Origin of the sequence: Streptosporangium brasiliense, assembly GCF_030811595.1 — a bacterium.
GTDB classification, from domain to species: domain Bacteria; phylum Actinomycetota; class Actinomycetes; order Streptosporangiales; family Streptosporangiaceae; genus Streptosporangium; species Streptosporangium brasiliense.
Genome location: NZ_JAUSRB010000002.1, coordinates 4,179,758 through 4,204,043 on the forward strand (window position 1 = coordinate 4,179,758; position 24,286 = coordinate 4,204,043).

Below are 24,286 nucleotides of genomic sequence, written 5' to 3' on the forward strand. Positions count from 1 at the left end.
GGATCTCCGGCCATGAACGACGACGTTTTCGACCGCCTCGTCGACCGGGCCTGGCCGGCGTTCCACCGGGTGGACGTGGGCGGATGGGTGCTGCGCGCCGCGGACGGGGTGACCAAGCGGGCCAACTCGGTGCTGCCGCTCGGGGAGCCGGAGAACCTGGGCGAGGCTGTCGCCGAGGCGGAGAAGTTCTACGCCGACCGGGGGCTGCCGTGCGTGTTCTCCGTGGGCGCGGGCGCGTCCGGCGGGCTGGACGCGGAGCTGCGGGCGCGTGATTATCGGTTGGTGGACCCCACGCTGGTCATGACGGCGCCGCTGACGCACGCCGTACCGGCCGGGGGAGGGGTCGAGCTCGTGCCGGAGCCCTCACAGGCGTGGCTGGACACCTGGTGGAGCGTGGACGGGAGGTTCGGTGACGAGGGGCCGGCGACGGCCGGACGGATCCTCACCGGCGTGCCCGCCGTATACGCCTCGCTGGGGCGGCAGGCCGTCGGGCGGGGTGTCGTCCAGGGAGAGTGGTTCGGGATCTACTGCATGGCCGTGGCGCCGGAGGCCCGGCGCCGGGGACATGGGCGGGAGATACTGCGCGCCCTGCTCTCACATGCGTGGGAGCAGGGCGCGCAGAAGGCATATCTCGTCGTGGTGGAGTCGAACACCGCGGCCCGGTCGCTCTACGGGCAGCAGGGCTTCACGGTGTCCGGCCGATATCACTATCGGGTCCGGTGATTCCTACCGTTCGTCATTGTTCGCGGTCGAAGGGGTGTCGCTGAGGCGTGCCGACTCGTCCTGGATGTCGGCGCCCTTGGCTCTGAGCACAGCTACGTGCTGCCGCCCGTGGTGGGCGCAGAAGAGCAGCTCCCCACCTACGGGCAGGGTTGCGCGGATGTAGGCCTGGGCGCCACACCGGTCACAGCGGTCCGTGGCCTTCAGCTGCTTGGCGGGGGCGAGAGTTCCAGTCACGTATCGCCTTTCAGGTCATCCCCGTGTGGAGGATCTGGCGTCAGTCACTTGAGAGAACATCTAACCCGATGCGAACGTTCCCAACCGACCCCCGGCTACGCCGAGAGCGGAAAGTGTCCGAAAGTAACGGCGGGCACGCCGGAAGTAACGCTGTTGGGACCCTGATGGCAAGCTTGTACGCGCCGCGCCGGGAAGAACGGTAGGCTGCGCACACGTGTTCGAGCAGAGTGGGAGTGGGTGTGACCGCAGTTAGCGTGGAGGCGGGTTATACAGCCCGTCATCTGTCGGTTCTGGAGGGTCTCGAAGCCGTCCGCAAACGCCCGGGCATGTACATCGGGTCCACCGACAGTCGCGGTCTCATGCACTGTCTCTGGGAGATCGTGGACAACGGGGTCGACGAGGCCCTGGCCGGTTACTGCACCCGCATCGAGGTCGAGCTGCACGCCGACGGGTCGATCGAGGTCCGTGACAACGGCCGCGGCATCCCGGTGGACATCGAGCCCAAGAGCGGTCTGGCCGGAGTCGAGCTCGTCTACACCAAGCTGCACGCGGGCGGGAAGTTCGGCGGCGGCTCCTACGCCGCCTCCGGCGGCCTGCACGGCGTCGGCGCCTCCGTGGTCAACGCCCTGTCGTCCCGGCTGGACGTCGAGGTCGACCGCGACGGCCAGATCCACGAGATGAGCTTCCGCAGGGGCGTCCCCGGCGTCTTCGACGGCGACGGGCCCACCGCCAAGTTCAAGAAGAAGTCCGGCCTGCGCGACGGCGGCAAGCTCACCCGCAAGGTGACCGGCACCCGCGTCCGCTTCTGGGCCGACCGCCAGATCTTCCTGCCCGAGGCCGAGGTCTCCCTCGACGAGATCCACGTCCGCCTCCGCCAGACCGCCTTCCTGGTCCCCGGCCTCACCCTGGCCGTGCGCGACAGCCGCGGCGAGGAGGTGACCGAGGAGGAGTTCCACTTCGACGGGGGCATCTCGGAGTTCACCGAGTTCCTCGCCCGCGACGAGGCCGTCTGCCAGGTGCTGCGGCTGCAGGGCGTCGGCCACTTCCACGAGACCGTGCCGGTCCTCGACGACCTGGGGCACATGACCCCCACCGAGGTCCAGCGCGAGCTCACCGTGGACGTCGCGCTGCGCTGGGGCAAGGGCTACGACAGCACCGTCCGCTCCTTCGTCAACGTGATCGCCACCCCCAAGGGCGGCACCCACGTCAACGGCTTCGAGCGCGCCCTGGTCCGCACCCTCAACGAGCAGCTGCGCGAGACCCGCCTGCTGAAGAACGGCGACGCCCCGGTCACCCGGGAGGACATCCTGGAGGGCCTCACCGGCGTGGTGACCGTCCGGGTGCCCGAGCCGCAGTTCGAGGGGCAGACCAAGGAGGTCCTGGGCACCGCGGCGGCCTCGCGGATCGTCGCCCACGTGGTCTCCCGCGAGCTCAAGGAGCTGTTCGCCAACCCCTCGCGCGCACTCAAGCCGCAGCTCCGGGCGGCCCTGGAGAAGATCGTCGCAGCCGCGAAGGCCCGCATCGCGGCCCGCGAGCACCGCGACAACCAGCGGCGCAAGACCGCCCTGGAGAACTCGGCGCTCCCGGCCAAGCTGGTCGACTGCCGCAGCGACGACGTGGACCGCAGCGAGCTGTTCATCGTCGAGGGCGACTCGGCGCTGGGCACCGCCCGCGCCGCCCGCGACTCGGAGTTCCAGGCGCTGCTGCCGATCCGCGGCAAGATCCTGAACGTGCAGAAGGCGTCCGTCGCCGACATGCTCAAGAACGCCGAGTGTGCCGCGATCATCCAGGTCATCGGCGCGGGCTCGGGCCGCTCGTTCGACATCGAGGCCGCCCGCTACGGCAAGGTCATCCTGATGGCCGACGCCGACGTGGACGGCGCGCACATCCGCTGCCTGCTGCTGACCCTGTTCCACCGCTACATGAGGCCGATGGTCGAGGCCGGTCGCGTCTTCGCCGCCGTCCCGCCGCTGCACCGGATCGAGGTCACCAACCCCGGCCGCGGGCAGAGCAAATACGTCTACTGCTACTCCGACGCCGAGCTGCACCGGGTCCTGCGTGACCTGGAGCGCCGCGGCAAGCGCTGGAAGGACCCGGTGCAGCGCTACAAGGGTCTGGGCGAGATGGACGCCGACCAGCTGGCCGAGACGACCATGGAGCCCCGGCACCGGACCCTGCGCCGGGTCAGGATCGAGGACATCGAGGAGGCCGAGCGCATCTTCGATCTCCTGATGGGCAGCGACGTGGCCCCCCGCCGGGAGTTCATCGTGGGCAGCGCGGCCGAGATCGACCGCGACCACATCGACGCCTAGGACACCGCCCCCAGGCCCGCCCGTCCGGCCACCGGCCCTCCAGAGGCCGGTCCGGCGGGCGGCCCGCTCCCGGCCGCCCTCACGCGACCGTCCCGGCCGGACGTCACTCGGGCCCCTGTGAGCCCTGGAGTTCAACGGCCGCCGGCCGTCCCTCGCGTCGTCCAGTGATCAGTACGGCCGACGGCCGTCCCCTGTGCCGTTCAGCGGCGGGTACGGCCGCCGACCGGTGGGTCCGTGCCCGCGCCGTGGCCACGCGCCGGGCCCCCGGCGCGTGGCGGGCTCCGCCGGGGGCGGGGCGTCAGGTCAGGTCGACCGGCCCGAGCTTGCCGGTGCGCACGTCGTAGATGGCGCCTCCGATGGCCAGCTCCCGGGGGAGGAACGGGCTGGTCCTGATGCGCGTCAGGTCATGGCGCAGGGCGGCGTCCTGGTCGGGGACGGTGTGGAACTCCAGGCTCCGGGTGTCGACACCGTGCTGGGCGGCGAGCTTGTGCACGTCGTCGTCGGTGCTCTTCGCCATGCCGCAGTCGGTGTGCGGCATGACCAGCACCCGTTCCACGCCCAGCAGGTAGACCGCCAGCACGAGCGTCCGCAGCACGTCGTCGGTGACCCGGGCTCCGGCGTTGCGCAGGATCTTGGCGTCGCCCGGCTTCAGGCCGAACACCCCCAGCGGGTTGATCCGGGAGTCCATGCAGGTCACCACCGCCAGGCCGCGCGCCGCCCTACCGGTCAGCGCCGAGTCGGTGAATGTGGCGGAGAACTCCTCGTTCGCGGCCAGCAGGTCATCGAAGGCACTCACGTGAACATCCCTTGCTCGACGGTAGCGGTATCAACGAATCAATAATCCTGCATGCCCGTTTCGTAGATGTTTCCGGGGGTCATGCCGGCGCGACTTCGGGAAGATCCCACAATTGGCCCTCACCATGAGTGATGATGTCGTGACGTGAAGTGCGGCAACCTGGAGAGGGTCATGAGCAGGATCGAATCCCTGGCCGAATATCTGCGTGCCGAGGGCAGGCGGAAGCTGGACCGGGTGGAGGTCCGCGACGGGGGCCGCAACGCCCGCTCGGCGCTCGCCCTGCTCGACGCGGCGGCCTACACCCAGTCGCTCGACGACGACGATCCGCTCCTGGCGGTGCTCGTGGAGGCCGGATGCTACGGCTCGCACGGCTTCGACGACTTCCAGCCGGACGGGCGGATCACGGGGCTCGTCCGTTCGTGGGAGTCCGGTGAGCCCTGGCAGCTGCTGCTGGCGATCCGGTCCGCGCTCCAGGGCTCACTGGCCTGACCGGGGAGGAATACCGCCGAGATCCCGGGGGACACTGTCATCGGCTTCATGATGGTGTCGTCATTGAGGAGGAAACCGTGGCAATCGCGCGGATGCGGTCAGTCGTCCTCGACTGTCCGGACCCCAAGCGTCTCGCTGACTTCTACAGCGCGCTCCTGGGCTGGGAGATCACTTCCGTCGAGGACGACTGGGTGGTCGTCACCAACGGGCAGCCAGGACGGCTCTGCTTCCAGCTCGCCGAGGACCACCAGCCGCCGGACTGGCCCAACCCCGACCGGCCCCAGCAGCTGCACCTGGACCTGACGGTGGACGACCTCGACAGGGCCGAGGCCGAGGCCCTCGCGCTGGGCGCGGTCAAACACCGGCACCAGCCGGGCGAGAACGACGGGTTCCGGGTCTTCCTCGATCCGGCCGGGCATCCGTTCTGCTTCTGCGTGGACTAGGTCCCCGCCGGACGTGAGAAGCCGGCGAAGTCAGAGCCAGCCCTGGTCGCGGGCGAGCACGAACGCCTCGGCCCTGCTCGACACGCCGAGTTTGGTGACGATGGCGGCCATGTAGTTGCGCACGGTGCCGTTCGACAGGTGGGTGCGCCTGGCGATCACCGCGACCGGAGTGTCATACTCCGCCAGCCTCAGCACGTCGAGCTCGCGCGGCGTCAGCGGGCACTCCGGCGCGGTGAGCGCGTCCGCGGCCAGCGCCGGGTCGACGTAGCGGCCGCCCGCGTGCACCCGCCTTATCACGTCGGCCAGCGCCCCGCCGGGCGATCCCTTGGGCAGGAATCCCTTGGCCCCGGCCTCCAGCGCCCGCTTGAGCAGGGGCGGCCGGCCGTACCCGGTGAGGATGACGACGGCGCAGGAGGGCAGCGCGGCGGCGAGCTCGGCGCTGACCTCCAGCCCGCCGAGCGCGGGCATCTCCAGGTCGACCACGGCCACGTGGGGGCGGTGGGCCAGCGCCGCCTCCACCGCCGCCCGGCCGTCGGCCGCCTGCGCCACCACCTCCAGGTCGCCTTCGAGGCCGAGCAGGGCCGCCAGCGCCGACCTGATCAGCTCCTCGTCGTCGGCGAGCAGGACCCTGATCACAGGGTCACCTCGAGCGTGAACACGCCGTCGTCGAGGCTGGTGCGGAGCGTGCCGCCCGCTCCGGCCAACCGCTCGGCCATGCCGCGCAGCCCGGAGCTGTGGCGGTCGGGACCCGCCGCGGTCGCGCCGTCGTTCGTCACGGTCATCCGCACCTCGTCGTCGTCGTGGGAGATCTCGATCCTGCACCAGCCCGCCCGGCTGTGCCTGAGCACGTTCGTGCTCGCCTCGCGCAGGACGTACGCGAGCTGGGCGGCCACCTCCTGCGGCAGTTCGCCGCGCGGCTGGGAGGTGGTGCAGCGGACGCCGGAGGAGCTGAGCACCCGCTCGACCGCGGTGAGCTGGGCCCGCAGGTCCACCTGGCGGTAGCCGTGCACGGTCTGCCGCAGGTCGGTGAGGGCGGCGGCGGCCAGCCGTCGCAGGTCCGCGACCTCCTGCGCGGCGCGCTCGGGGGCCCGCTCGGCCAGCTCGGCCTTCAACGCGATCACGGAGAGATCGTGGCCGAGCAGGTCGTGCACGTCCCGCGCGAATCTCAGCCGCTCCTCCGCGGCGGCCAGCCTGGCCTGCGCGGCCCTGCCGTCCTCGGCCTCCAGCAGCAGGTTCCACAGCCAGACGTGCAGGCCGCTGACCAGGACGGTGGCGATCCCGCTCAGCGAGGTGACCAGCACGTACTCGTGGACCGGGCCGCCCAGCCACCAGCCGACCCCGGCGGAGACGGCCACGGCCGCCGCCATGACGGCGACGGCCACGGCGCGCCCGGCCAGCAGCGGCGCCGTGGCGAACACCGAGGCGCCGATCCATCCCCAGGTCTCCCACCGCCCGGCGCCGACCGGCCCGGCCAGCGGGATCGAGGCGAGCGTCGCGATCGCGAACGCGACGATCAACCTCCGGTGCGTCTTCCCGGACAGCGCGGGCGTCACCGCGGCGTACAGCACCCCGGCCTGGGCGGCGGCGAAGGCCAGGACGGCGGCGGCGCCGAGCGCCGCTCTGACCGCGCTCGGCTCGCGCAGCAGCCCGGCTCCGGGCATGACCACGCCGGCCAGCACGGTCATGCTCAACGTGGCCAGCGTGGCGATCCTGGCCCGGCGCAGCCGCCTCTCCCGCACGAGCGCGATTCTAGGCCGCGACATCCTGTCCTCTCCGTACGGCCAGCGTCGTGAGAACCGGCACGACCACGTAGCCCGGTGCGACGGTGGCGAAGTAGGCGCCGACGTCGAAGGGGACCATCAGGTAGTGGCAGAGGTCCATCACGATCAGGACGGCGGTCCACAGCAGGCCCAGCAGGAGGCCCTCGGCCGTCGAGGCGCCGCCGGCCCTGCGCAGGTAGTGCAGGGCGAGGCCGAGCACGATCGTGACCAGGGCGCCCGTCTTCAGCGTCACGAACAGCGCCGTCCCGGTGGCGGCCTCCGGCAGGGCCTCGACCGCGCCGACCACCAGGGAGACCCAGACCACCCAGGTCGTCAGTCCGTACAGGACCGCTCGTACGGGGAGTCGCATGGTCACGTCCCCGGGAGGAACAGGAGTGAGGCGCCGACCAGGAGGTCGATCCATATGCACCACTCGGCGTACCAGCGGGGCACGACCCGGCCGGCCTTGAGATGGGCGGCGTCCCAGACGGCGTGGGCCAGCCAGCCGGCCGCGACGACGTAGCGGCCGACGTCGGGATCGGCGACCAGCGCGATCACCGCCAGCAGGATGTACGCCAGCAGCCCGGCGCCCTGCAGCGTCAGCACGCCGGGCCTGCGCAGCTCGCCGCGGGCGGCGCCGAAGGCCAGGTAGGCGAGCGCCAGGAGCGGCAGCAGCCAGGTGGTGTCGTCGCCGGGGCGCCAGCTGTCGGTGGTCAGGAACATGAAAAGGCCCATGGCGAGGCCGGCCAGCGTGGGCCAACGCCGCCAGATCGCGGCGGCGGGGCGGAGAGGGAGAGCGGGTGTGTCGTCCATGTCTCAACGATCGGGCGGCCGGCGCGCAAAGGGCAGATGCGGAACGCACGGACCGGCCGTGCGTTCCGCATGCCGGCCGGGCCCGGAGCCGGCGGCCCGGTCCGGCCGGGGCCGAGCGCCCGTGGGGCCCCTCAGGGACGCGCGGGTCCCGAGAGGCCCCGTGGGGCCGCCCGCTCGGCCGGCGCGGCGTCGCGTCCGGCGGACGCGGGTCCTGAGAGGCCCCACGGGGCCCGGAGGGTCACTCTCCGGACGGAGCCGGATCTCCGGCGGCCGGCTCCTCGCCGGACGCGCCGAGGGCGCCGCCCACCGCCGCCACCGTGTGGGTGAGACGGACGCCGGAGCCGTCACGGCGGCCCAGCTCCTCGGGGAGCGGGACCGGCTTGCCGACGGTGGAGACCGCGCGGGCCGGCGCGGGACCGGCCCAGGCGAGCAGCAGCACGTCTTCGCCCTTGAGGAAGCGCTGGACCCGGACGCCGCCGGTGGCGCGGCCCTTGGCCGGATATTCGGCGTAGTCGGAGACCTTCGCACCGCCGACCTGGGTGCCGGGCAGCGCGGTGGAGGATCCCGCGATCGTCACGACCCGGGACTCGCGTGCCGGGTCGACCACGCCGAACCAGATCACCGTGGCGCCGCCGTCCAGCCGGACGCCCGCCATGCCGCCCGCCGGACGGCCCTGCGGCCGGACGTTGGCGGCGGGGTAGCGCAGCAGCTGGGCGTCGGAGGTGATGAAGACCAGATCGTGCTCCTCGGTGGTCAGCTCCACCGCTCCGACCACGGTGTCGCCGTCCTTGAGCCCGATGACCTCGAAGTCGTCGCGGTTGGCCGGATAGTCGGGGACGACCCGCTTGACCACGCCCTGCGCGGTCCCCAGGGCCAGGCCGGGGCCGTCGGGGTCGAGCGAGCCGATGCCCACGACCGTCTCGTCCGGGGCGAGGGTGACGTATTCGGAGACGGGGTGTCCGCCGGACAGCGACGGCGGGTTGGCCGAGGGGGGCAGCGTCGGCAGGTCGACCACCTGGATCCGGATCATCCGGCCCTGGTTGGTGACCACGCCCACCTCGCCCCTGACCGTGCTGTTCACCACGGAGACCAGCACGTCATGGGCCGAGCGCTCGCCCTCGCCCGCCAGCGGGGAGGCGTCGGCCGTACGGGCCAGCAGGCCGGTGGAGGAGTAAAGCACCAGGCACGGGTCGTCGGCCACCTCCAGGGGTGCCGAGGCGTTCCTGGTGATGCCGGAGGACTCCAGCAGCACCGTGCGGCGGGGCGTGCCGAAGGTCTTGGCGACCTGGGCGAGCTCGTCGGAGACGACCTTACGGAGCTTGTCCTCGGAGGACAGGATCGCGGTCAGCTCGGCGATCTCGCTCTCCAGCGTCTCCTTCTCCCTGTCGAGCTCCAGCTTGTCGAAGCGGGTCAGGCGGCGCAGCGGGGTGTCGAGGATGTAGCCGGCCTGGATCTCCGACAGCTCGAAGACCTCCATCAGCCGCTCGCGGGCCTGGGCCGAGTCGTCCGAGGAGCGGATGACCTGGATGACCTCGTCGATGTCGAGCAGGGCGATGATGAGGCCCTCGACGAGGTGCAGGCGCTCCTCGCGCCTGCGGCGGCGGTAGGCCGAACGGCGGCGGACCACGTCGAGGCGGTGGTCCACGTAGACCTGGAGCAGCTCGCGCAGGCCGAGCGTGCGCGGCTGGCCGTCGACCAGCGCCACGTTGTTGATGCCGAAGGTCTCCTCCATCGGCGTCAGCCGGTAGAGCTCCTCCAGCACGGCCTCGGGGATGAAGCCGTTCTTGATCTCGATGACCAGGTTGAGACCCTTGTGCCGGTCGCTGAGGTCCTTCAGGTCGGAGATGCCCTGGAGCTTCTTGGCCGTGACCAGCTCCCTGATCTTGGTGACCACCCGCTCGGGGCCCACGTTGAAGGGCAGCTCGGTGACGATGATGCCCTTGCGCCGGGGGCTGACCTGCTCCACGGAGCACTTGGCGCGCATCCGGAAGGTGCCGCGGCCCTTGGCGTAGGCGTCGCGGATGCCGTCGAGGCCGATGATCGTGCCGCCGGTGGGCAGGTCGGGGCCCGGGACGAACCGCATCAGGTCGTCGAGCGTGGCGTCCGGCTTCTTGATCAGGTGGCGGGCCGCGGCGACGACCTCGACGAGGTTGTGCGGCGCCATGTTGGTCGCCATGCCGACCGCGATGCCGGTGGCCCCGTTGACCAGCAGGTTCGGGAAGGCCGACGGCATGACCGTGGGCTCGGTCTCCTGGCCGTCGTAGTTGGGCTTGAAGTCGACGGTGTCCTCGTCGATCGACTGCACCATGGCCATGGCCGCGGCGGCCAGCCGGGCCTCGGTGTAACGCATGGCGGCGGGCAGGTCGTCGGGGGAGCCGAAGTTGCCGTGGCCGTCGATCAGCGGCAGCCGCATCGAGAACGGCTGGGCCATGCGGACCAGCGCGTCGTAGATGGCGGTGTCACCGTGCGGATGCAGCTTGCCCATCACGTCGCCGACGACCCGCGATGACTTGACGTGTCCCCGGTCGGGCCGCAGGCCCATCTCGCTCATGGAATAGAGGATGCGGCGCTGGACCGGCTTGAGGCCGTCCCTGGCATCGGGCAGCGCGCGCTGGTAGATGACCGAGTATGCGTATTCGAGGAAGCTGGTGCGCATCTCGGCGGAGACGTCGATGTCGACGATCCGCTCCTCGAAGTCCTCGTCAGTCGGGGGTGTGGTCGTCCGTCGGGCCATCTGATTTCCTGCGCGGGCACCTCGGCCTTCAGACCGAGAGGGAAGCGCATCCTCCTTCTGTCTTCGCTGTCTTCGTGGTGTGACGGTGGTCCTCGGCTCGCTGGAGGAGCGTCGGGTCGGTGTGCGGGGTATCGGTATATCCCGTGCCGATGGCGATGCGGTAGCGTACGACGACGCGTCCTGTGCGCTCACGCACGGGGAACGGAGTCGTCGAAGGCGCCTCCTCGATGATGACGGGGCTGATCCGCGGGCTCAACCCCGATCGGCGTGACCGGATGCTGTGCCACGATTCGTTACGATACTCACGCCGTCCGACACTTCCGGACCGTCTGTCGGGATCGTTCAGGCGTCGGGCGTGCGAGGCCCGGCCCCCGGCCACGGGCCGGGCGCGGGCCCCTCATACTCGTCTCCGGGGGCGTTCAGCTTGGTGTCGAAGACCCGGAACCCCCGCGCCCGGTAGTTGGCGAGCGCGACCGGGCTGTCGAGGGAGCAGGTGTGCAGCCAGACCCGCCGGGTGGGCTCCCGCTCCGGCTGCCGCTCGGCCAGGTCCCAGGCGCGGGCCGCGCCGGTCTCCAGCAGGTGGCCCCCGATGCCCTTGCCGATCGCCCAGGGCAGGAGGCCGAAGCAGGAGATCTCGACCGAGGCGTCGTCGCCGGGCACGAGCTCGACGTAGCCCGCCGGGGTGCCGCGGTGATAGGCCACCCAGGTCTCCACGCCGCGTTCCAGCCAGTCGGCCCACTGCCGCCAGGTCCACGGCAGCCGCTCGGTCCAGTGCCAGTCGCCGCCCACGGCCGTGTTCAGGAAGCGGCTGAACTCGGGGGAGACGACCTCGGCGCGTACGATGTCGACCTCGATCGCCGGCGGCTTCGCGGGGAGCAGGTCGGAACGCGAGGTCTGTTCGAGGTACCACGTTGTGACGTCCATATGAGATGCATCAAACCACGGTGGCGAGCGTGGCCGGTCCGCCCGCTCCCGCCGGGAACGGCCGCCCGTTCACGTCCGGTCCGTCCGGTCGCTCCCGCCGGGCCCGTCCGCCTGCCCCCGCCCGGTCCGTCCGGTCCGGGCGGGAGTGATCCCCGGCGCCTTCTCCCCGGCCCGGGCGGGGCATATGCTTGACCAAGCGGTTGCTTGATAGGCGCGGTCGGGCGACGCTCGGAGCGAGGGGCTGCGGCCCCTGTGATCGGCATGCGGCCACAACCGGAGGGGCGTCCACAAGATGATCGAGTTCAGGCCCGTCACCAGGCACATCGGCGCCGAGGTGAGCGGCGTCGACCTACGCAAGCCACTGTCGGAGGGCGAGGTCCAGGAGATCCGCCGGGGCTGGCTGGAGCACAAGGTCCTCTTCTTCCGCGACCAGCACATCAACGACGAGGAGCACATCCGCTTCGCCGAGAACTTCGGCTCCATCAACCACCCGGCCTTCAAGAAGGACAGCGGCACCCCGATCCACATCCTCGACCAGACCGACCCCAAGGGGGAGGGCGGCGACGAGTGGCACAGCGACAACACCTTCGAGCCCGTCCCGCCGATGGGCTCGCTGCTGCGCTGCGTGCAGCTCCCCAGCGTCGGCGGCGACACCCTGTTCGCCAACACCTATCTGGCCTACGAGACGCTCTCGCCGCCCATCCAGCGGCTCTGTGACGAGCTCACCGCGATCCACGACATCACGGCCTCGATGAAGAAGGCCATCTCCAAGGGCCACGACTTCGACCTCGCCGAGATTCAGGCGAAATGGCCGCCGATCGAGCGTCCCGTGGTCCGGGTCCACGCCGAGACCGGGCGCAAGGCGCTGTTCGTCAACCGCTCCTCCACCACCCGGCTGGTGCAGCTCTCCGACCGGGAGAACGAGGCGCTGCTGCCGTATCTGATCGACCACATCCGCTCGCCCGAGTACCAGGTCCGGCTCAACTGGCGGCCGGGCACCCTGGCCTTCTGGGACAACCGCAGCACCCAGCACTACGCGGTGGCCGACTACACCGAGCGCCGCCGTATGCACCGGGTGACCATCAACGCCTTCCCGGAGCACCTGGACCGCTGACCGGCCCACCGGCGGGGGCGCGGGGCCGGCCGACGGGCGGGCGCCGGCGCGTGATCCGGTACGGCCCGCGGGCCGTACCGGAGTGAACCCGCGGGCCGTACCGGAGTGAAACAGTCACCGGGACCTGGTACCAATGACCGGTGAGCGAAGAGCAGATGCTGCGCGAAGAGGCCGAGGGGCGGCTGCGGGCGCTGGCGGGCGAGCACGCCCGGCTGCGCGAGGACCAGTGGGCGGCCATCAAGGCGCTGGTCATGGACCGCCGCAGGGTGCTCGTGGTGCAGCGGACCGGCTGGGGCAAGTCAGCGGTCTACTTCATCGCCACCGCGCTCCTGCGCGAGCTGGGCGAGGGGCCGACCGTCATCGTGTCGCCGCTGCTGGCGCTGATGCGCAACCAGATCGCCGCCGCCGAGCGGGCCGGGATCAACGCGGTCACGATCAACTCGGCCAACCCCGAGGAGTGGGAGCAGGTCTACGGCCAGGTCGCCGAGGGCATGGTCGACGTGCTGCTGGTCAGCCCCGAGCGGCTCAACAACCCCGACTTCCGCGACCAGGTCCTGCCCGAGCTGGCCGAGAGCGCGGGCCTGGTCGTGGTCGACGAGGCGCACTGCATCTCCGACTGGGGCCACGACTTCCGCCCCGACTACCGGCGGCTGCGCACCATGTTCGAGGAGCTGCCCGAGGGCGTGCCGATCCTGGCCACCACCGCCACGGCCAACGCCCGGGTCACCCGCGACGTCGCCGAGCAGATGGGCGAGGAGACGCTCGTCCTGCGCGGGGCGCTGGAGCGCGAGAGCCTCCATCTGGGGGTCGTCCGGCTGCGCGGCGCCGAGCAGCGCCTGGCCTGGCTCGCCCGGACCCTGCACGAGCTGCCCGGCTCCGGGATCGTCTACACCCTCACCGTCGCCGCCGCCCAGGAGATCGCCGCCTATCTGCGCGAGCAGGGGCACGAGGTGGCGGCCTACTCCGGGCAGACCGAGCAGGCCGAGCGGCTCGCCGCCGAGCAGGCCCTGCTCGACAACAAGATCAAGGCGTTGGTCGCCACCTCCGCGCTGGGCATGGGATACGACAAGCCCGATCTCGGCTTCGTCGTCCACGTCGGCGCGCCGCCGTCGCCCGTGGCCTACTACCAGCAGGTCGGCCGGGCGGGGCGCGGGGTCGAGCGGGCCGAGGTGATCCTGCTGCCCGGCGCCGAAGACAGGGAGATCTGGGCCTACTTCGCCTCGCTGGCCTTCCCGCCCGAGCCGGTCGTGCGGACCGTGCTCGCCGCCCTCGAAGAGGGGGGCGTGCTGTCCACGGCCGCGCTGGAGAACAGGGTGGACCTCAGCCGCACCCGGCTGGAGACCATGCTCAAGGTGCTCGACGTGGACGGCGCGGTGCGCCGGGTCAAGGGCGGCTGGGAGGCCACCGGCGAGACCTGGGGCTACGACGCCGACCGCTACGCCCGGGTCGCCGCCGAGCGCGAGGCCGAGCAGCGGGCCATGCTCGACTACCTCGACACCACCGAGTGCCGGGAGATGTTCCTGCGCCGGCGCCTGGACGACGACACCGCCGCCCCGTGCGGGCGCTGCGACAACTGTACGGGCGCGCACCGCTCGCCCGAGGTCGAGGCGCGGGCGGTGGAGCACGCCGCCGAGAGCCTGCGGCGGCCCGGGGTGGAGATCGAGGCGCGCAGGCAGTGGCCGACCGGGCTGACCGACCTCAAGGGCCGGATCAAGCCCGAGCTGGGCGCCGAGCCCGGCCGCGCCCTGGGGCGGCTGACCGACATCGGCTGGGGCAACCGCCTGCGCGGCCTCCTCGCCGACGGCGCCCCCGACGGCCCGGTCCCCGACGACGTCTTCGCCGCGATGGTCAAGGTGCTGTCGTCGTGGGAGTGGGCCCAGCGTCCGGTCGCGGTGGTCGCGATGCCCTCCGCCGCCCGTCCCAAGCTGGTCCGCAGCCTGGCCGAGCGGCTGGCCCAGGTCGGCCGCCTGTCCTATCTGGGCGACCTCGGATACCGCTCGGGCCCGCCCGGCCGCCAGTTCAACAGCGCGCAGCGGGTCCAGGCCGTCCGCGGCACGCTCGCCATGCCCTCGGCGCTCGGCGCCGCCGTCGCCGGGGCGGGCGGCCCGGTCCTGCTGGTCGACGACCGCGTCGACACCGGCTGGAGCATGACGCTCGGCGCCGCCATGATCCGTCACGCCGGGGCCCCCGCGGTGCTGCCGCTCGCCCTCGCGGTGACGAGCTAGGCGGGCTGTCAGGCCAGGCCAGGTCAGGCCGGTGACGCGGCCGGCGGGTGGGAGACCTCCGAGCGCGGCGCGTCACCGGTCCACAGCGGTCACAGCCACCCCCGCCGCCTGAACATCACGTAGAGCACGGCGGATCCCAGCACCATCAGGACCAGTGCCAACGGGTAGCCGGCGATCCAGTGCAGCTCCGGCATGTGGACGAAGTTCATGCCGTACACGGTGCCGACGAGAGTGGGGGCGAAGAAGATCGCCGCCCACGCGGAGATCTTCTTGATCTCTTCGTTCTGGGTGTAGCTGGCCTCGGTCAGGCGCTTGACCTCAGCGTTCTGCGCCTGGCCGACCAGCGCGGCCTTGATGGTGAGGGTGGTCTGGTAGAACTCGATCACCCCTTGGAGATACTCCCTCTCGCCGTCGGCCAGGGTGCGGATCCGGTCGAACTGGTCGGCGACGTCGACCACCAGCCGCCGCCCCTCGGGGGAGACACGGGTGAGGTTGGTCATCCTCCCGTAGATCGCGCCGCCCAGCGCGCCCATGGTGCGTACGGCGAGCAGGCCGTGGCGGGCCCGGAACAGCTCGTTGAGGAACTCCTCGGGATCGCCGACCTGTCCGCCCGTGACCCGCTGCTCCAGCCGCCACACGTCGCTCGTCACCGTCTCCACGTACTCCTCCTGATTGCGGATCAGGGCGGAGACGATCGCGTACGACAGTTCGGACGGCGTGGCGGGGCGCAGGCGCCCCGCCACGATCCGGGTGAGCACCGCGCGGGTCTCACGCAGGGCGATCCCCGGGTCGACCGCCGGGTTGATCGGTCCGTGGACGGTCACCACGTAGTTCCGGCCGATGAACTGGTCGAGCTCGATGTAGTGCACGTGGCCGCGCTCGCCCCGGGCGGGGGCGTGCAGGACGACGAACGCGTGGTCCGGGTAGGCGTGCACCTTGGGCACCCGGTTACGCCCGACGCAGTCCCGGACCGCCATCGGATGGAAGCCGAACACCTCCGACAGCACGTGCGCGGCCTCCTGGTCACAGCCGGGGATGTCCACCCAGACCAGGACGTCCTCACGGTCGAGCAGCGCCGCCAGTTCTTCGACGGGACGTTCCTCGACCCCCTCGTTGCCGACCAGGCGAACGTCCATCCTGCTCACATCCCTCACCGATGCCGGCGCGGGCCGGTCGGACCGGCGCCGCGGGCTGACTGCGTCTCGACTCCGATCGTGTCAAGAGCCGCCGGCGCCCCTGCGACCAGGGACTTCACATCGGTGTCCGGCCTTCGCGGGTGGCCCGGCGCCTGCCCTGCCGAGACAGGACGGCTCCCGCCACGGCGGGCCGTACGGGGTCAGAGGCGGGGGCGGGCGCCCAGGTGGGAGATGGCCCTGGAGGCCAGGCGGCAGCCGGAGGCGAGGGCGTCGGCGGGGGGCTTGCCCTCCAGCCAGGCCGGCAGGAATCCGGCGGTGAAGGCGTCACCGGCGCCGGTGCCGTCGACCACGCGCTCCACGGTCTCGGCGGGCACCTTGACCGGCTCGGTGCGGCTGTTGGTGTACCACAGCGCGCCCTCGTCGTTGAGCTTGACCACGACCTGGGGGAACCAGGCGGTGAGCACCTTCGCGGCGGCGGCGGGCTCGTCACGGCCGGTCAGCACCTTGGCCTGGTCGGCGTTGGCGAACAGCAGCTTGGCGTTCTGGGTCCATTCGAGGAACGGCTCGGCCCCGGTCCGCTCCAGGGGGGCGGAGGAGGAGCAGTCGACCGAGACGGACATCCCGGCGCGGCGGGCCATCTCCAGGGAGGCGAGGCCGGCCTCGCGGGAGCCCTCGTTGATCAGGGTGTAGCCCGACAGGTGCAGGTGGCCGCCCTGGGCGAACAGGTCGCGGGGCAGGTCCTCGGGCGACAGGGCGGCGTTCGCCCCCGGGTCGGAGAGCATGGTGCGCTCGCCCTTGTGCGTGACGAGCACCACACAGGTGCCGGTCGGCCGCTCGGGGTCCATGACGAGGCGGGCGTCGACGCCGTAGCCCATCAGCTCCATGTCGCGGTTACGTCCGGTGATGTCGGCGCCGCGACGCCCGATGAAGGCCACCTCGGCGCCCTCGACGGCGAGCCAGGAGGCGATGTTGGCGCCCGAGCCCCCGCCGTGCATGGTGACGACCGCCGGTGTGTCGCTGGCCCTGGCCAACGGGTAGCGAGCCCGTGCGACCGCGTCGGTCATGAGATCGCCCACCACGACCACCCGCGTCATGATGTCACCACCTTGCTGCCTTCGATGCCGACGTGCCTCTAGCCGCGAAAAACTTAACAGCTTCAGGCCAGCGTATGGGGTCCGGACCGGACACGGGACCGTAGTCGATGCACAAGCGTTGTGGGAACATGCCCGGCTTGTCCGTCATGTGGGATCCACGTTTACTCTCGGGAGTGTGGAGGTTTCTCAGTATCCCGCTCACTGGGAGGCGGATGTCGTCCTGTCGGACGGCGGTACCGCCCATGTGCGCCCGATCCGGCCCGCCGACGCCGACCGGTTGCGCTCCTTCTACTCCAGGCTGTCCGAGGAGTCGATCTATTTCCGGTTCTTCGGCCCCCGGCCCCGGCTGTCGGACCGTGAGATCACCTGGTTCACCAACGTCGACTACGTGGACCGCGTCGCGCTGATCGCGACGATCGGCACGGAGATGGTGGCGGTGATCCGCTATGACCGGATCGGGCCGGGAGAGGCCGAGGTCGCCTTCCTCGTCGAGGACGCCCACCAGGGGCGGGGGGTCGCCTCGGTGCTGCTGGAGCATCTGGCCGCGACCGCCCGGGAGCGGGGGATCGCCCGCTTCGTCGCCGACGTGCTGCCCGCCAACCAGAAGATGATGGCGGTGCTCAAGCAGGTGGGCTACACCGCGCAGAGCCGCTTCGCCGACGGCGTGGTCCGGATGACCCTCGACCTCACCCCGACCGAGACCGCCCAGGAGGTGACCGCCTCCCGCGAGCACCGGGCCGAGTCCCGCTCGATCGAGCGGCTGCTCTCCCCGGGTTCGGTGGCGGTCGTCGGCGCGGGCCGCGAGCCGGGCGGCGTCGGCCAGACCGTTCTGCGCAACCTGCTCGGCGCGGACTTCACCGGCCCGGTCTACCCGGTGCACCGCGAGGCGCGGGCCGTCGCCGGGGTGCGGGCCTACCCGAGCGTGACGGCCATCGACGGAGAGGTCGACCTCGCCGTGCTGGCCGTACCCGCCGACGGGGTGATCGAGGTGGTGAAGGAGTGCGCGGAGAAAGGCGTGCGCGGGCTGATCGTGGTCTCCTCCGGGTTCGGCGAGACCGGCCCCGAGGGACGGGCCAGGCAGGATGAGCTGGTCCGCATCGCCCGCGCCTACGGCCTGCGCGTCGTCGGCCCCAACTGCCTCGGCGTCGCCAACACCGATCCGGCGGTCCGGCTGAACGCCACGCTCGCCGCGACCATCCCCGGGCGGGGCCGGGTCGGGTTCTTCAGCCAGTCCGGTGCCCTGGGCACCGCCCTGCTGCAGCGGGTGGCCCAGCGCGGCATGGGCATCTCCTCGTTCGTGTCGGCGGGCAACCGCGCCGACGTCTCGGGCAACGACCTGCTCCAATACTGGGAGGAGGACCCGCAGACCGACGTGATCCTGCTCTACCTGGAGTCGCTGGGAAACCCCCGCAAGTTCGCCCGCCTGGCCAGGCGGATCTCCCGGCGCAAGCCGATCGTGGTGGTCAAGAGCGGCGGCACCACCCAGGGCGTGCCCACCGGCCACGCCGCGCCCGTGCTCGGCCTGCCCGACACCGTGTTGAGCTCGCTGTTCGAGCAGGCCGGGGTGGTCCGGGTCGACGACCTGATCCAGCAGTTCGACGTGGCGCAGCTCCTGGCCTACCAGCCGCTGCCCGCGGGGCCCCGGGTCGGCCTGGTGAGCAACTCCGACGCGCTGGCGCTGCTCGCGGCCGACGCCTGCGTGCGTGCCGGGCTGGAGCCCGGGACGCCGGTCAACCTCGGCGCGCGGGCGGGGGCCGCCGAGTTCGGCACGGCCCTGGCCTCGCTGATCCCGGACGTGGACGCGGTGGTCGCGATCTACATGCCGCCCATCCCCGGAGGGGCCGACGAGGTCGCCGCCGAGCTGCTGCGGGTCTCCCGCGACTGCGGCAAGCCGGTGCTGGCCACCTTCGAGGGCAGGATCGGCATGCTGCCGGAGCTGCGGGTCGGCGCCGTCCCCGAGCGCGGGTCGATCCCGTCCTACCCGGCGCCGGAGGAGGCGGTCCGCGCGCTGGCCCATGTCGTACGGCACGCGCACTGGCTCAAGCAGCCCGCCGGTCTCCAGGAGGAGATCGAGGGCGTCGACACCGCCGCGGCACGGCGGCTGGTGCTGTCCGGGCTGGGGGAGGAGCCGGCCGAGATCGAGGCTTCGGAGCTGCTCGCCTGCTACGGGCTGACCGTGTGGCCCGCGGAGGTGGTGGGCTCGCCGGAGGAGGCCGTCGAGGCGGCCGGGCGGCTGGGCTGGCCGGTGGTGCTGAAGGCCGCCGATCCCGAGGCGGCCAAACGCGCGGGCACGGTGCGTCTGGGGCTGACCGGCCCCGACGGGGTCCGTGAGGCCTTCGCCGGCCTGCGGGAGCAGCTCGGCTCCGACGCCGTGCTCGCGGTGCAGCGGATGGTCCCGCAGCCCGCGGTGCCGACGGTGGTCGGCGTCGTCGAGGACTCCGCGTTCGGGTCGGTCGTCTCCTTCGGGCTCGGCGAGGTCACCGCCCGGCTGCTGCGCGATGAGGTCTACCGGCTCGCCCCGCTGACGCGTGAGGACGCGGCGGCCCTGGTCAGGTCACCGCGTGCGGCACCCCTGCTCTTCGGCGAGTACGGCTACCCGCCGGTGGCGGTCGAGGCGCTGGAGGACCTGCTGGTCCGGGTCGGACGGCTGGCCGACGACCTTCCCGAGGTGGCCAGGCTCGATCTCGACCCGGTGCTGGTCGGAGAGTCCGAGGTGATCGTGCTGGGGGCGCGCGCGGTGCTGAGCAGCCCGGTGGGGCCGCGGCTCGACGGCGGACCGCGCCGTCTCGGCTAGCGCCACCCCGGCCGGCGCCGCCCCGGCCGGACCGCCCCGACGCCGGCCGGGCCGCGGTGAAAGGCGCCCAGGGTGGGGTGAAAAGCCCTCGGGACGAGGTGAAAAGCACTCGGGCGCCCGGGGCGCGGTGAAAAGCGCCCGGGTGGCCGGAGAACGACAATTGACCACGGAAATTGGAATTGAATGCCGGTGGCGCGTAAAAGGGCCGCGGCGCGTCGGGTCACGATTTGCGCCGATGGCCGAACCGCGTGCGCACAGGGTGAAAGCGCTGCCCCGGACAGGGCAGGATGGACCCATGAGGGAAACCCGACTCTCGGCCGCCGGCCTGCGCGACGCCATCGACCGCAGTGGCTACTATCCCGACCTGGTCGCCGACGCGGTCGAATCCGCTTTGGGCAAGGAGCAGGTGGGTGCCTACGTGGTCCATCACGAGGCCACCTTCGACCCGGCCATGGAGGTGCGCCGGCACGTCACCGTCCTGGTGCTCTCACCCACCCGGCTGCTCGTCTGCCACACCGACGAGCACCCGCCGGTGGAAGGGGTCTCGGCCTCCCACGCCTCCACGACCACCGAGGCCGTACGGCTCAGCCGTATCCAGTCGGTGGCCGTCACCCGGGTCGTCCCCGACCCCGCCTCCTACGTGCCCGGCGTGCCGCCCACCGAGGTCACGCTCACCATCGGCTGGGGGGCCATCTCCCACGTCGACCTGGAGCCGGCCACCTGCGGCGACGAGAACTGCGAGGCCGACCACGGCTACACCGGTGCCATCACGGCCGACGACCTCTCCCTGCGGGTGAGCGAGGCGGCGGACGGGCCCGAGGCCGTCTCGCACGTGCTGGCCTTCGCCAAGGCGCTGTCGGAGGCCACCGCACGCGCCGCCTCATGAACCCCCTGGTCCCCGCCTACGGCGCGGCCTCGCTCGCCGACCTGTCCTCCTCCCTCCTGGCGGCCCTGGGAATGGGGGAGGGCAACCCGCTGGGCCTCGCGCCGGCCGGGCGCGTCCTGGTCTTCCTCGTCGACGGCCTGGGGGCCGAGCTGCTCCGGGCCCACCCCGAGGCGGCCCCGTTCCTGTCGGCCCGGACCGGCCGGGTGCTCACCGCGGGCTTCCCCGCCACCACCGCGACCAGCCTGGGCACGCTGGGCACCGGCCTGCCGCCGGGCGAGCACGGCATGCTCGGCTACCAGCTCGCCGTGCCCGGCGCGGGCTACCTGCTCAACTGCCTGCGCTGGACCGCCCCGGGCCCGCCGGTCCCTCCCGACGAGTGGCAGCCCACCCCGACGGTCTACGAGCGCGCCGCGGCGGCCGGGATCGCCGTCGGCTACGTCGCCCCCTCGAAGTTCGAGCCCACCGCCTTCAACCGGGCCGTCTACCGCGGCGTGAACTTCGTCGGCGCCGACGCGGTCGACGACCGGATCGAGGGCGCCCGCCGGGCCCTGGCCGAGCCCCGCTCCCACGTCACGGTCTACTACGGCGACCTCGACGCCATGGGCCACCTGACCGGCTGGGGCACCCCGCAGTGGCTGGAGCAGCTCGCCCTGGTCGACCGGATGGCCGAGCGGCTGGCGGACGCGCTCCCGCCCGGCTCGGCGATGTACGTCACCGCCGACCACGGCATGGTCAACGTCACCGAGAAGATCGACGTGGACGCCGTCCCCGAGCTGCGTGAGGGCGTCGCCCTGCTCGGCGGCGAGACCCGGGCCCGGCACGTCTACACCGGTCCAGGCGCGGCGGCGGCCGTGCTCGGCGCCTGGCGTGACATCCTGGCGGGCAAGGCGTGGGTGGTCTCCCGCGAGGAGGCGGTCGAGTCGGGCTGGTTCGGGCCGCGGGTGCGTTCCGAATGGCTGCCCCGGATCGGCGACGTCCTCGCCGTCCCCTACACCGACTGCGCTATCGTCGCCTCGGTCGCCGAGCCGCTCGAGGCGTCGTTCACCGGCTGCCACGGCTCGCTGACACCCGCCGAGCAGCACGTTCCTCTGCTGGAGGTAAGCACCCGATGACCCCGCTGATCACCCCTGCCGACCTGGCCGACCTGGCCGAGGTGACGGTCCTGGACGTGCGCTGGAAGTTCGGCGGGCCGCCCGACGTCGACTCCTACCGCGAGGGGCACGTCCCCGGCGCCGTCTTCTGCGACCTCGACGCCGACCTCGCCGCCGCACCGGGGCCGGCGGGCCGCCACCCGCTGCCCTCCGCCGAGCGGTTCCAGGAGGCCATGCGCCGCCTGGGCGTGTCCGGCTCCCGGACCGTCGTCGTCTATGACGGGGCCGACTCCACCGCCGCCGCCCGGGCCTGGTGGGCGCTGCGCCACTTCGGCCACCCCGACGTCCGGGTCCTCGACGGCGGACTGCGCGCGTGGACCGCCGCGGGCCTGCCCGTCTCCGCGGGGGAGGAGACCGCCCCGCCCGGTGACTTCGTCGCACGCCCGGGCGGGATGCCCGTGCTCGACGCCGAGCAGGCCCTGGAGCTCGCCTCCGACGGGGTCCTCCTCGACGCCCGCGCCGCCGAACGGTATCGGGGCGAGGTCGAGCCGATCGACCCCGTCGCCGGGCACATCCCCGGCGCGGTCAGCGCCCCCACCGGCGAGAACGTCGACCCGTCTGGCCGTTTCCACCGGCCCGACTTCCTGCGCGAGCGCTTCAACACCCTCGGCGCCGTCCCCGGCGTGCGGGTCGGCGCCTACTGCGGCTCCGGCGTGACGGCGGCCCACCAGGTGCTGGCCCTGGAGGTGGCGGGCATCCCCGCCGCCCTTTACGTCGGGTCCTGGTCCAACTGGGTGGCCGACCCCTCGCGGCCGGTGGCCACCGGCTGATCCCCATACCCGAAGCAGACGAAGCCGGCCACCCCGGTCTTCCCGCCCGCCGCCGCCAGCGCCCGGGCGGGCGGGTGGCCGGCGGCCAGCAGCTCGTGGAAGACCGTCATCAGCGTCAGGGTCTCCTCGTCGCGTACCGGGACCAGGCTGGCCACCACGCACTGCGACCCCAGCGACAGGAAGGCGCCCGCCAGTCCCAGCGGCGCCCCGTCGGCCGGAGCGTGCGCCATGCCCGCCTCGCACGCCGACAGCACCACCAGCCGCGGCGGCGTGCGCAGCCGTAACAGGTCGTAGGCCATCAGGGGGCCGTCGTCGAGGTCGAGGCTGGACAGCAGCGGGCTGCGCGGGGAGAACATCCCGTGCGCGGCCAGGTGCGCCACCTCCGCCCGGTCCAGCGCCGCCATCACCTCCGCCCGCAGCGCCGTGACCCGCCCGGCCCCCGGGTGGCAGCCGCCGACCATGTCCGCCTCCGCCTCCGCGCACCGCAGCCCGGGGCCGGCGACCGCCACGATCCCCCCGTCGCGTACGGCCCGCATCCGGTGGCCGGCCAGCCAGGCGGCGGCGCCGGAGGTCACGGTCACCGGGCGGTCGGCGTTCATCGGCAGGATCGGCCAGGGCAGGGTGTGCAGCGGCCCGGTCGGCACGATCACCAGCGGCCGGTCACCCAGCCGGCCGCGCAGCGGGCCGAGGAGCAGCCGCTCCAGCAGCGCCGCCTCCCCGGCCAGCTCCGGCGCCCGCCCGTCGAGCAGATGCGTCCGGCGCAGGCCGTACCGGATCCTGACGGTGGCCTCGGCGACCGCGGCGAAGGGACCGAGGCGGCGCAGCACGACGCGGTCCGGGGTGACCGCGACGGCGACCAGCTCACCGGCGTGACGGACGTATTCCACCAGCGCCGCCTCCCCGAGCGCGGCGCGCAGCTCCGCCACGCCGGGCGCGACGGGCCGCCCGGCGCCCCCGGCGACCGCCCGCCACCGCTCCGCCCAGGCCAGGACCGTACGGCCCCGCCCGGTCTCCAAGGCCAGCGCCAGCCCGAGCCCGGCCAGCGGCTCGCCGGCCCTGACGGCATGGGCGCGCACCATCGGGTCTCCGAAGGCCGTCGCCCCGGCGCCCACCTCCGCCAGCCCGGCCCGGACCGCCGCGAAGGCCCCGCGCCGGTCGCCCGCCAGCGCCCGCCGCAGCGCCGTCGCCTGCCGGGAGACCAGGTCCGGGCCGGCCGAGACGAGCCGGGCGAGCTGCTCGTCGGCGGCCGGACGGTCATCGAGCCGGAGCGCGACCTCGGCGGCGGTGAGCCTGAGCGCCCTGGAGAGATGCCGGTGGCCCGCGGCGTCGAGGCCGGCGGCGCAGGAGAGCATCTCGGCCAGCAGCTCCGCGCTGGGCGGGCCGAGCATGAGCCGGGCGCGCAGGAGGATCTCGGTGGCCAGCGGCGCCAGGACCGTCCGGCCCTGCGCGGCCAGATCGGCCGCGGCCCGCTCCGCGCTCTGACGGGCGCGGTGCGGGTCGCCGGTGCGCAGCTCGGCCCGGGCGAGCAGGAGGCGGGCCTCGGCCAGGGCGACGTTCGCCCCCGCCGCGGCCAGCTCCGGCACCGCCAGGTCGAGCAGCGCCCGGGCCTCACCCGGCAGATGGGCGGCGATCAGCGCCTCGGCCAGGTCACAGCGCATCGTGGCCAGCCGCTCCGGGTAGCCCGATGTGTGATTGTTACACTTTTTTGGCAGTCGTAGGCAGATCGGTCTAGCTGGCTAGGTGCTGCACATACTCCGCCTAGCCTGATCATCCCGTCTGCCTCGTCCCACCCGAAGGGCAGCGGGCCGGGGACGGAGGGTCAAGGCCGTCTTTGCGTGTCCCCTCGCCGATTGCCGTTCCTCGATCATTGGATGCCAACGATCACAGA

The 24,286-nt window shown here is 72.6% G+C and carries 21 protein-coding genes; 10 read left to right on the top strand and 11 right to left on the bottom strand.

Going from position 1 to position 24,286, the window contains the following annotated elements; genetic code table 11:
* The first annotated feature begins 12 nt into the window (after positions 1 to 12).
* Positions 13 to 723 carry a GNAT family N-acetyltransferase gene (locus J2S55_RS27865; RefSeq protein WP_306866862.1) on the top strand — a complete coding sequence of 237 codons (711 nt, stop codon included), beginning with the start codon at positions 13 to 15 and terminating at the stop codon, positions 721 to 723.
* Positions 724 to 726: 3 nt separating this feature from the next.
* Here the strand turns inward: J2S55_RS27865 and J2S55_RS27870 are convergent, their stop codons facing one another.
* Positions 727 to 957, bottom strand: coding sequence for a DUF7455 domain-containing protein (locus J2S55_RS27870; protein ID WP_306866864.1), 231 nt, complete (start codon positions 955 to 957; stop codon positions 727 to 729).
* Positions 958 to 1,196: 239 nt separating this feature from the next.
* On the opposite strand from J2S55_RS27870, the gene J2S55_RS27875 reads away from it, so the two are divergent.
* Positions 1,197 to 3,269, top strand: a complete 2,073-nt coding sequence (locus J2S55_RS27875; RefSeq protein WP_306866867.1) for a DNA gyrase/topoisomerase IV subunit B — start codon at positions 1,197 to 1,199, stop codon at positions 3,267 to 3,269.
* Positions 3,270 to 3,567: 298 nt separating this feature from the next.
* Here the strand turns inward: J2S55_RS27875 and J2S55_RS27880 are convergent, their stop codons facing one another.
* A complete protein-coding gene (locus J2S55_RS27880; RefSeq protein WP_306866870.1) occupies positions 3,568 to 4,065 on the bottom strand; it encodes a beta-class carbonic anhydrase in 498 nt (165 codons plus the stop codon).
* 171 nt (positions 4,066 to 4,236) lie between these two features.
* Between J2S55_RS27880 and J2S55_RS27885 the strand changes: the two genes are divergently transcribed.
* Both J2S55_RS27885 and J2S55_RS27890 read left to right on the top strand, forming a co-directional pair.
* On the top strand, positions 4,237 to 4,554 hold the full coding sequence (locus tag J2S55_RS27885) for a hypothetical protein (protein WP_306866874.1): 318 nt from the start codon (positions 4,237 to 4,239) through the stop codon (positions 4,552 to 4,554).
* Between the two features lie 77 nt (positions 4,555 to 4,631).
* On the top strand, positions 4,632 to 4,997 hold the full coding sequence (locus J2S55_RS27890) for a VOC family protein (RefSeq protein ID WP_306866878.1): 366 nt from the start codon (positions 4,632 to 4,634) through the stop codon (positions 4,995 to 4,997).
* 30 nt (positions 4,998 to 5,027) lie between these two features.
* Here the strand turns inward: J2S55_RS27890 and J2S55_RS27895 are convergent, their stop codons facing one another.
* The 6 genes from J2S55_RS27895 to J2S55_RS27920 all read right to left on the bottom strand — a co-directional run bounded on the left by J2S55_RS27895 (position 5,028) and on the right by J2S55_RS27920 (position 11,228).
* Positions 5,028 to 5,633, bottom strand: coding sequence for a response regulator transcription factor (locus J2S55_RS27895; protein WP_306866881.1), 606 nt, complete (start codon positions 5,631 to 5,633; stop codon positions 5,028 to 5,030).
* Positions 5,630 to 6,736, bottom strand: coding sequence for a sensor histidine kinase (locus J2S55_RS27900; RefSeq protein ID WP_306866884.1), 1,107 nt, complete (start codon positions 6,734 to 6,736; stop codon positions 5,630 to 5,632). The genes J2S55_RS27895 and J2S55_RS27900 overlap by 4 nt, the downstream gene beginning before the upstream one ends.
* Positions 6,737 to 6,746: 10 nt before the next feature.
* Positions 6,747 to 7,127: a hypothetical protein gene (locus J2S55_RS27905; RefSeq protein ID WP_306866887.1), complete on the bottom strand. Its 381-nt coding sequence runs from the start codon at positions 7,125 to 7,127 to the stop codon at positions 6,747 to 6,749.
* 2 nt (positions 7,128 to 7,129) lie between these two features.
* On the bottom strand, positions 7,130 to 7,570 hold the full coding sequence (locus J2S55_RS27910; RefSeq protein WP_306866889.1) for a hypothetical protein: 441 nt from the start codon (positions 7,568 to 7,570) through the stop codon (positions 7,130 to 7,132).
* A 238-nt stretch (positions 7,571 to 7,808) separates the two neighbouring features.
* Complete coding sequence (locus tag J2S55_RS27915) at positions 7,809 to 10,304, bottom strand: DNA gyrase/topoisomerase IV subunit A (protein ID WP_306866892.1); 2,496 nt, start codon at positions 10,302 to 10,304, stop codon at positions 7,809 to 7,811.
* 342 nt (positions 10,305 to 10,646) lie between these two features.
* Positions 10,647 to 11,228 (bottom strand): GNAT family N-acetyltransferase, encoded by a 582-nt coding sequence (locus tag J2S55_RS27920; protein WP_306866894.1) that lies wholly within the window; start codon positions 11,226 to 11,228, stop codon positions 10,647 to 10,649.
* A gap of 292 nt (positions 11,229 to 11,520) precedes the next feature.
* Here J2S55_RS27920 and J2S55_RS27925 point away from each other — a divergent pair, with 292 nt between their 5' ends.
* Positions 11,521 to 12,342, top strand: a complete 822-nt coding sequence (locus J2S55_RS27925; protein ID WP_306866897.1) for a TauD/TfdA dioxygenase family protein — start codon at positions 11,521 to 11,523, stop codon at positions 12,340 to 12,342.
* 155 nt (positions 12,343 to 12,497) lie between these two features.
* Complete coding sequence (locus tag J2S55_RS27930; RefSeq protein ID WP_306875593.1) at positions 12,498 to 14,567, top strand: RecQ family ATP-dependent DNA helicase; 2,070 nt, start codon at positions 12,498 to 12,500, stop codon at positions 14,565 to 14,567.
* Positions 14,568 to 14,656: 89 nt separating this feature from the next.
* On the opposite strand, the gene J2S55_RS27935 is transcribed toward J2S55_RS27930, so the two are convergent.
* Together J2S55_RS27935 and J2S55_RS27940 are read right to left on the bottom strand one after the other, a co-directional pair.
* Positions 14,657 to 15,703: a magnesium transporter CorA family protein gene (locus J2S55_RS27935; protein WP_306866901.1), complete on the bottom strand. Its 1,047-nt coding sequence runs from the start codon at positions 15,701 to 15,703 to the stop codon at positions 14,657 to 14,659.
* A gap of 200 nt (positions 15,704 to 15,903) precedes the next feature.
* Entirely contained in the window at positions 15,904 to 16,797 is an 894-nt protein-coding gene (locus J2S55_RS27940; protein ID WP_306866904.1) for a carbohydrate kinase family protein, read from the bottom strand.
* A 175-nt stretch (positions 16,798 to 16,972) separates the two neighbouring features.
* Here J2S55_RS27940 and J2S55_RS27945 point away from each other — a divergent pair, with 175 nt between their 5' ends.
* The 4 genes from J2S55_RS27945 (at position 16,973) to J2S55_RS27960 (ending at position 22,398) form a co-directional block, all read left to right on the top strand.
* Positions 16,973 to 19,591, top strand: coding sequence for a bifunctional acetate--CoA ligase family protein/GNAT family N-acetyltransferase (locus J2S55_RS27945; RefSeq protein WP_306866906.1), 2,619 nt, complete (start codon positions 16,973 to 16,975; stop codon positions 19,589 to 19,591).
* 295 nt (positions 19,592 to 19,886) lie between these two features.
* A complete protein-coding gene (locus J2S55_RS27950; protein ID WP_089207763.1) occupies positions 19,887 to 20,477 on the top strand; it encodes a DUF5998 family protein in 591 nt (196 codons plus the stop codon).
* Complete coding sequence (locus tag J2S55_RS27955; RefSeq protein ID WP_306866912.1) at positions 20,474 to 21,589, top strand: alkaline phosphatase family protein; 1,116 nt, start codon at positions 20,474 to 20,476, stop codon at positions 21,587 to 21,589. The genes J2S55_RS27950 and J2S55_RS27955 overlap by 4 nt, the downstream gene beginning before the upstream one ends.
* Positions 21,586 to 22,398, top strand: coding sequence for a sulfurtransferase (locus J2S55_RS27960; RefSeq protein ID WP_306866915.1), 813 nt, complete (start codon positions 21,586 to 21,588; stop codon positions 22,396 to 22,398). Before J2S55_RS27955 ends, J2S55_RS27960 begins: the two co-directional genes overlap by 4 nt.
* On the opposite strand, the gene J2S55_RS27965 is transcribed toward J2S55_RS27960, so the two are convergent.
* Positions 22,338 to 24,056: a CHAT domain-containing protein gene (locus J2S55_RS27965; RefSeq protein ID WP_306866918.1), complete on the bottom strand. Its 1,719-nt coding sequence runs from the start codon at positions 24,054 to 24,056 to the stop codon at positions 22,338 to 22,340. The two genes, J2S55_RS27960 and J2S55_RS27965, sit on opposite strands and share 61 nt — an antisense overlap.
* Positions 24,057 to 24,286: the final 230 nt, after the last annotated feature.

What these genes read in the sequence shown, in the direction of transcription:
- J2S55_RS27865 (WP_306866862.1), top strand. Translation starts at nt 13, where the DNA reads ATGAACGACGACGTTTTCGACCGCCTCGTCGACCGGGCCTGGCCGGCG.
- J2S55_RS27885 (WP_306866874.1), top strand. Translation starts at nt 4,237, where the DNA reads ATGAGCAGGATCGAATCCCTGGCCGAATATCTGCGTGCCGAGGGCAGG.
- J2S55_RS27905 (WP_306866887.1), bottom strand. Translation starts at nt 7,127, where the DNA reads ATGCGACTCCCCGTACGAGCGGTCCTGTACGGACTGACGACCTGGGTG.
- J2S55_RS27910 (WP_306866889.1), bottom strand. Translation starts at nt 7,570, where the DNA reads ATGGACGACACACCCGCTCTCCCTCTCCGCCCCGCCGCCGCGATCTGG.
- J2S55_RS27915 (WP_306866892.1), bottom strand. Translation starts at nt 10,304, where the DNA reads ATGGCCCGACGGACGACCACACCCCCGACTGACGAGGACTTCGAGGAG.
- J2S55_RS27920 (WP_306866894.1), bottom strand. Translation starts at nt 11,228, where the DNA reads ATGGACGTCACAACGTGGTACCTCGAACAGACCTCGCGTTCCGACCTG.
- J2S55_RS27925 (WP_306866897.1), top strand. Translation starts at nt 11,521, where the DNA reads ATGATCGAGTTCAGGCCCGTCACCAGGCACATCGGCGCCGAGGTGAGC.
- J2S55_RS27930 (WP_306875593.1), top strand. Translation starts at nt 12,498, where the DNA reads ATGCTGCGCGAAGAGGCCGAGGGGCGGCTGCGGGCGCTGGCGGGCGAG.
- J2S55_RS27935 (WP_306866901.1), bottom strand. Translation starts at nt 15,703, where the DNA reads ATGGACGTTCGCCTGGTCGGCAACGAGGGGGTCGAGGAACGTCCCGTC.
- J2S55_RS27940 (WP_306866904.1), bottom strand. Translation starts at nt 16,797, where the DNA reads ATGACGCGGGTGGTCGTGGTGGGCGATCTCATGACCGACGCGGTCGCA.
- J2S55_RS27950 (WP_089207763.1), top strand. Translation starts at nt 19,887, where the DNA reads ATGAGGGAAACCCGACTCTCGGCCGCCGGCCTGCGCGACGCCATCGAC.
- J2S55_RS27955 (WP_306866912.1), top strand. Translation starts at nt 20,474, where the DNA reads ATGAACCCCCTGGTCCCCGCCTACGGCGCGGCCTCGCTCGCCGACCTG.
- J2S55_RS27960 (WP_306866915.1), top strand. Translation starts at nt 21,586, where the DNA reads ATGACCCCGCTGATCACCCCTGCCGACCTGGCCGACCTGGCCGAGGTG.
- J2S55_RS27965 (WP_306866918.1), bottom strand. Translation starts at nt 24,056, where the DNA reads ATGCGCTGTGACCTGGCCGAGGCGCTGATCGCCGCCCATCTGCCGGGT.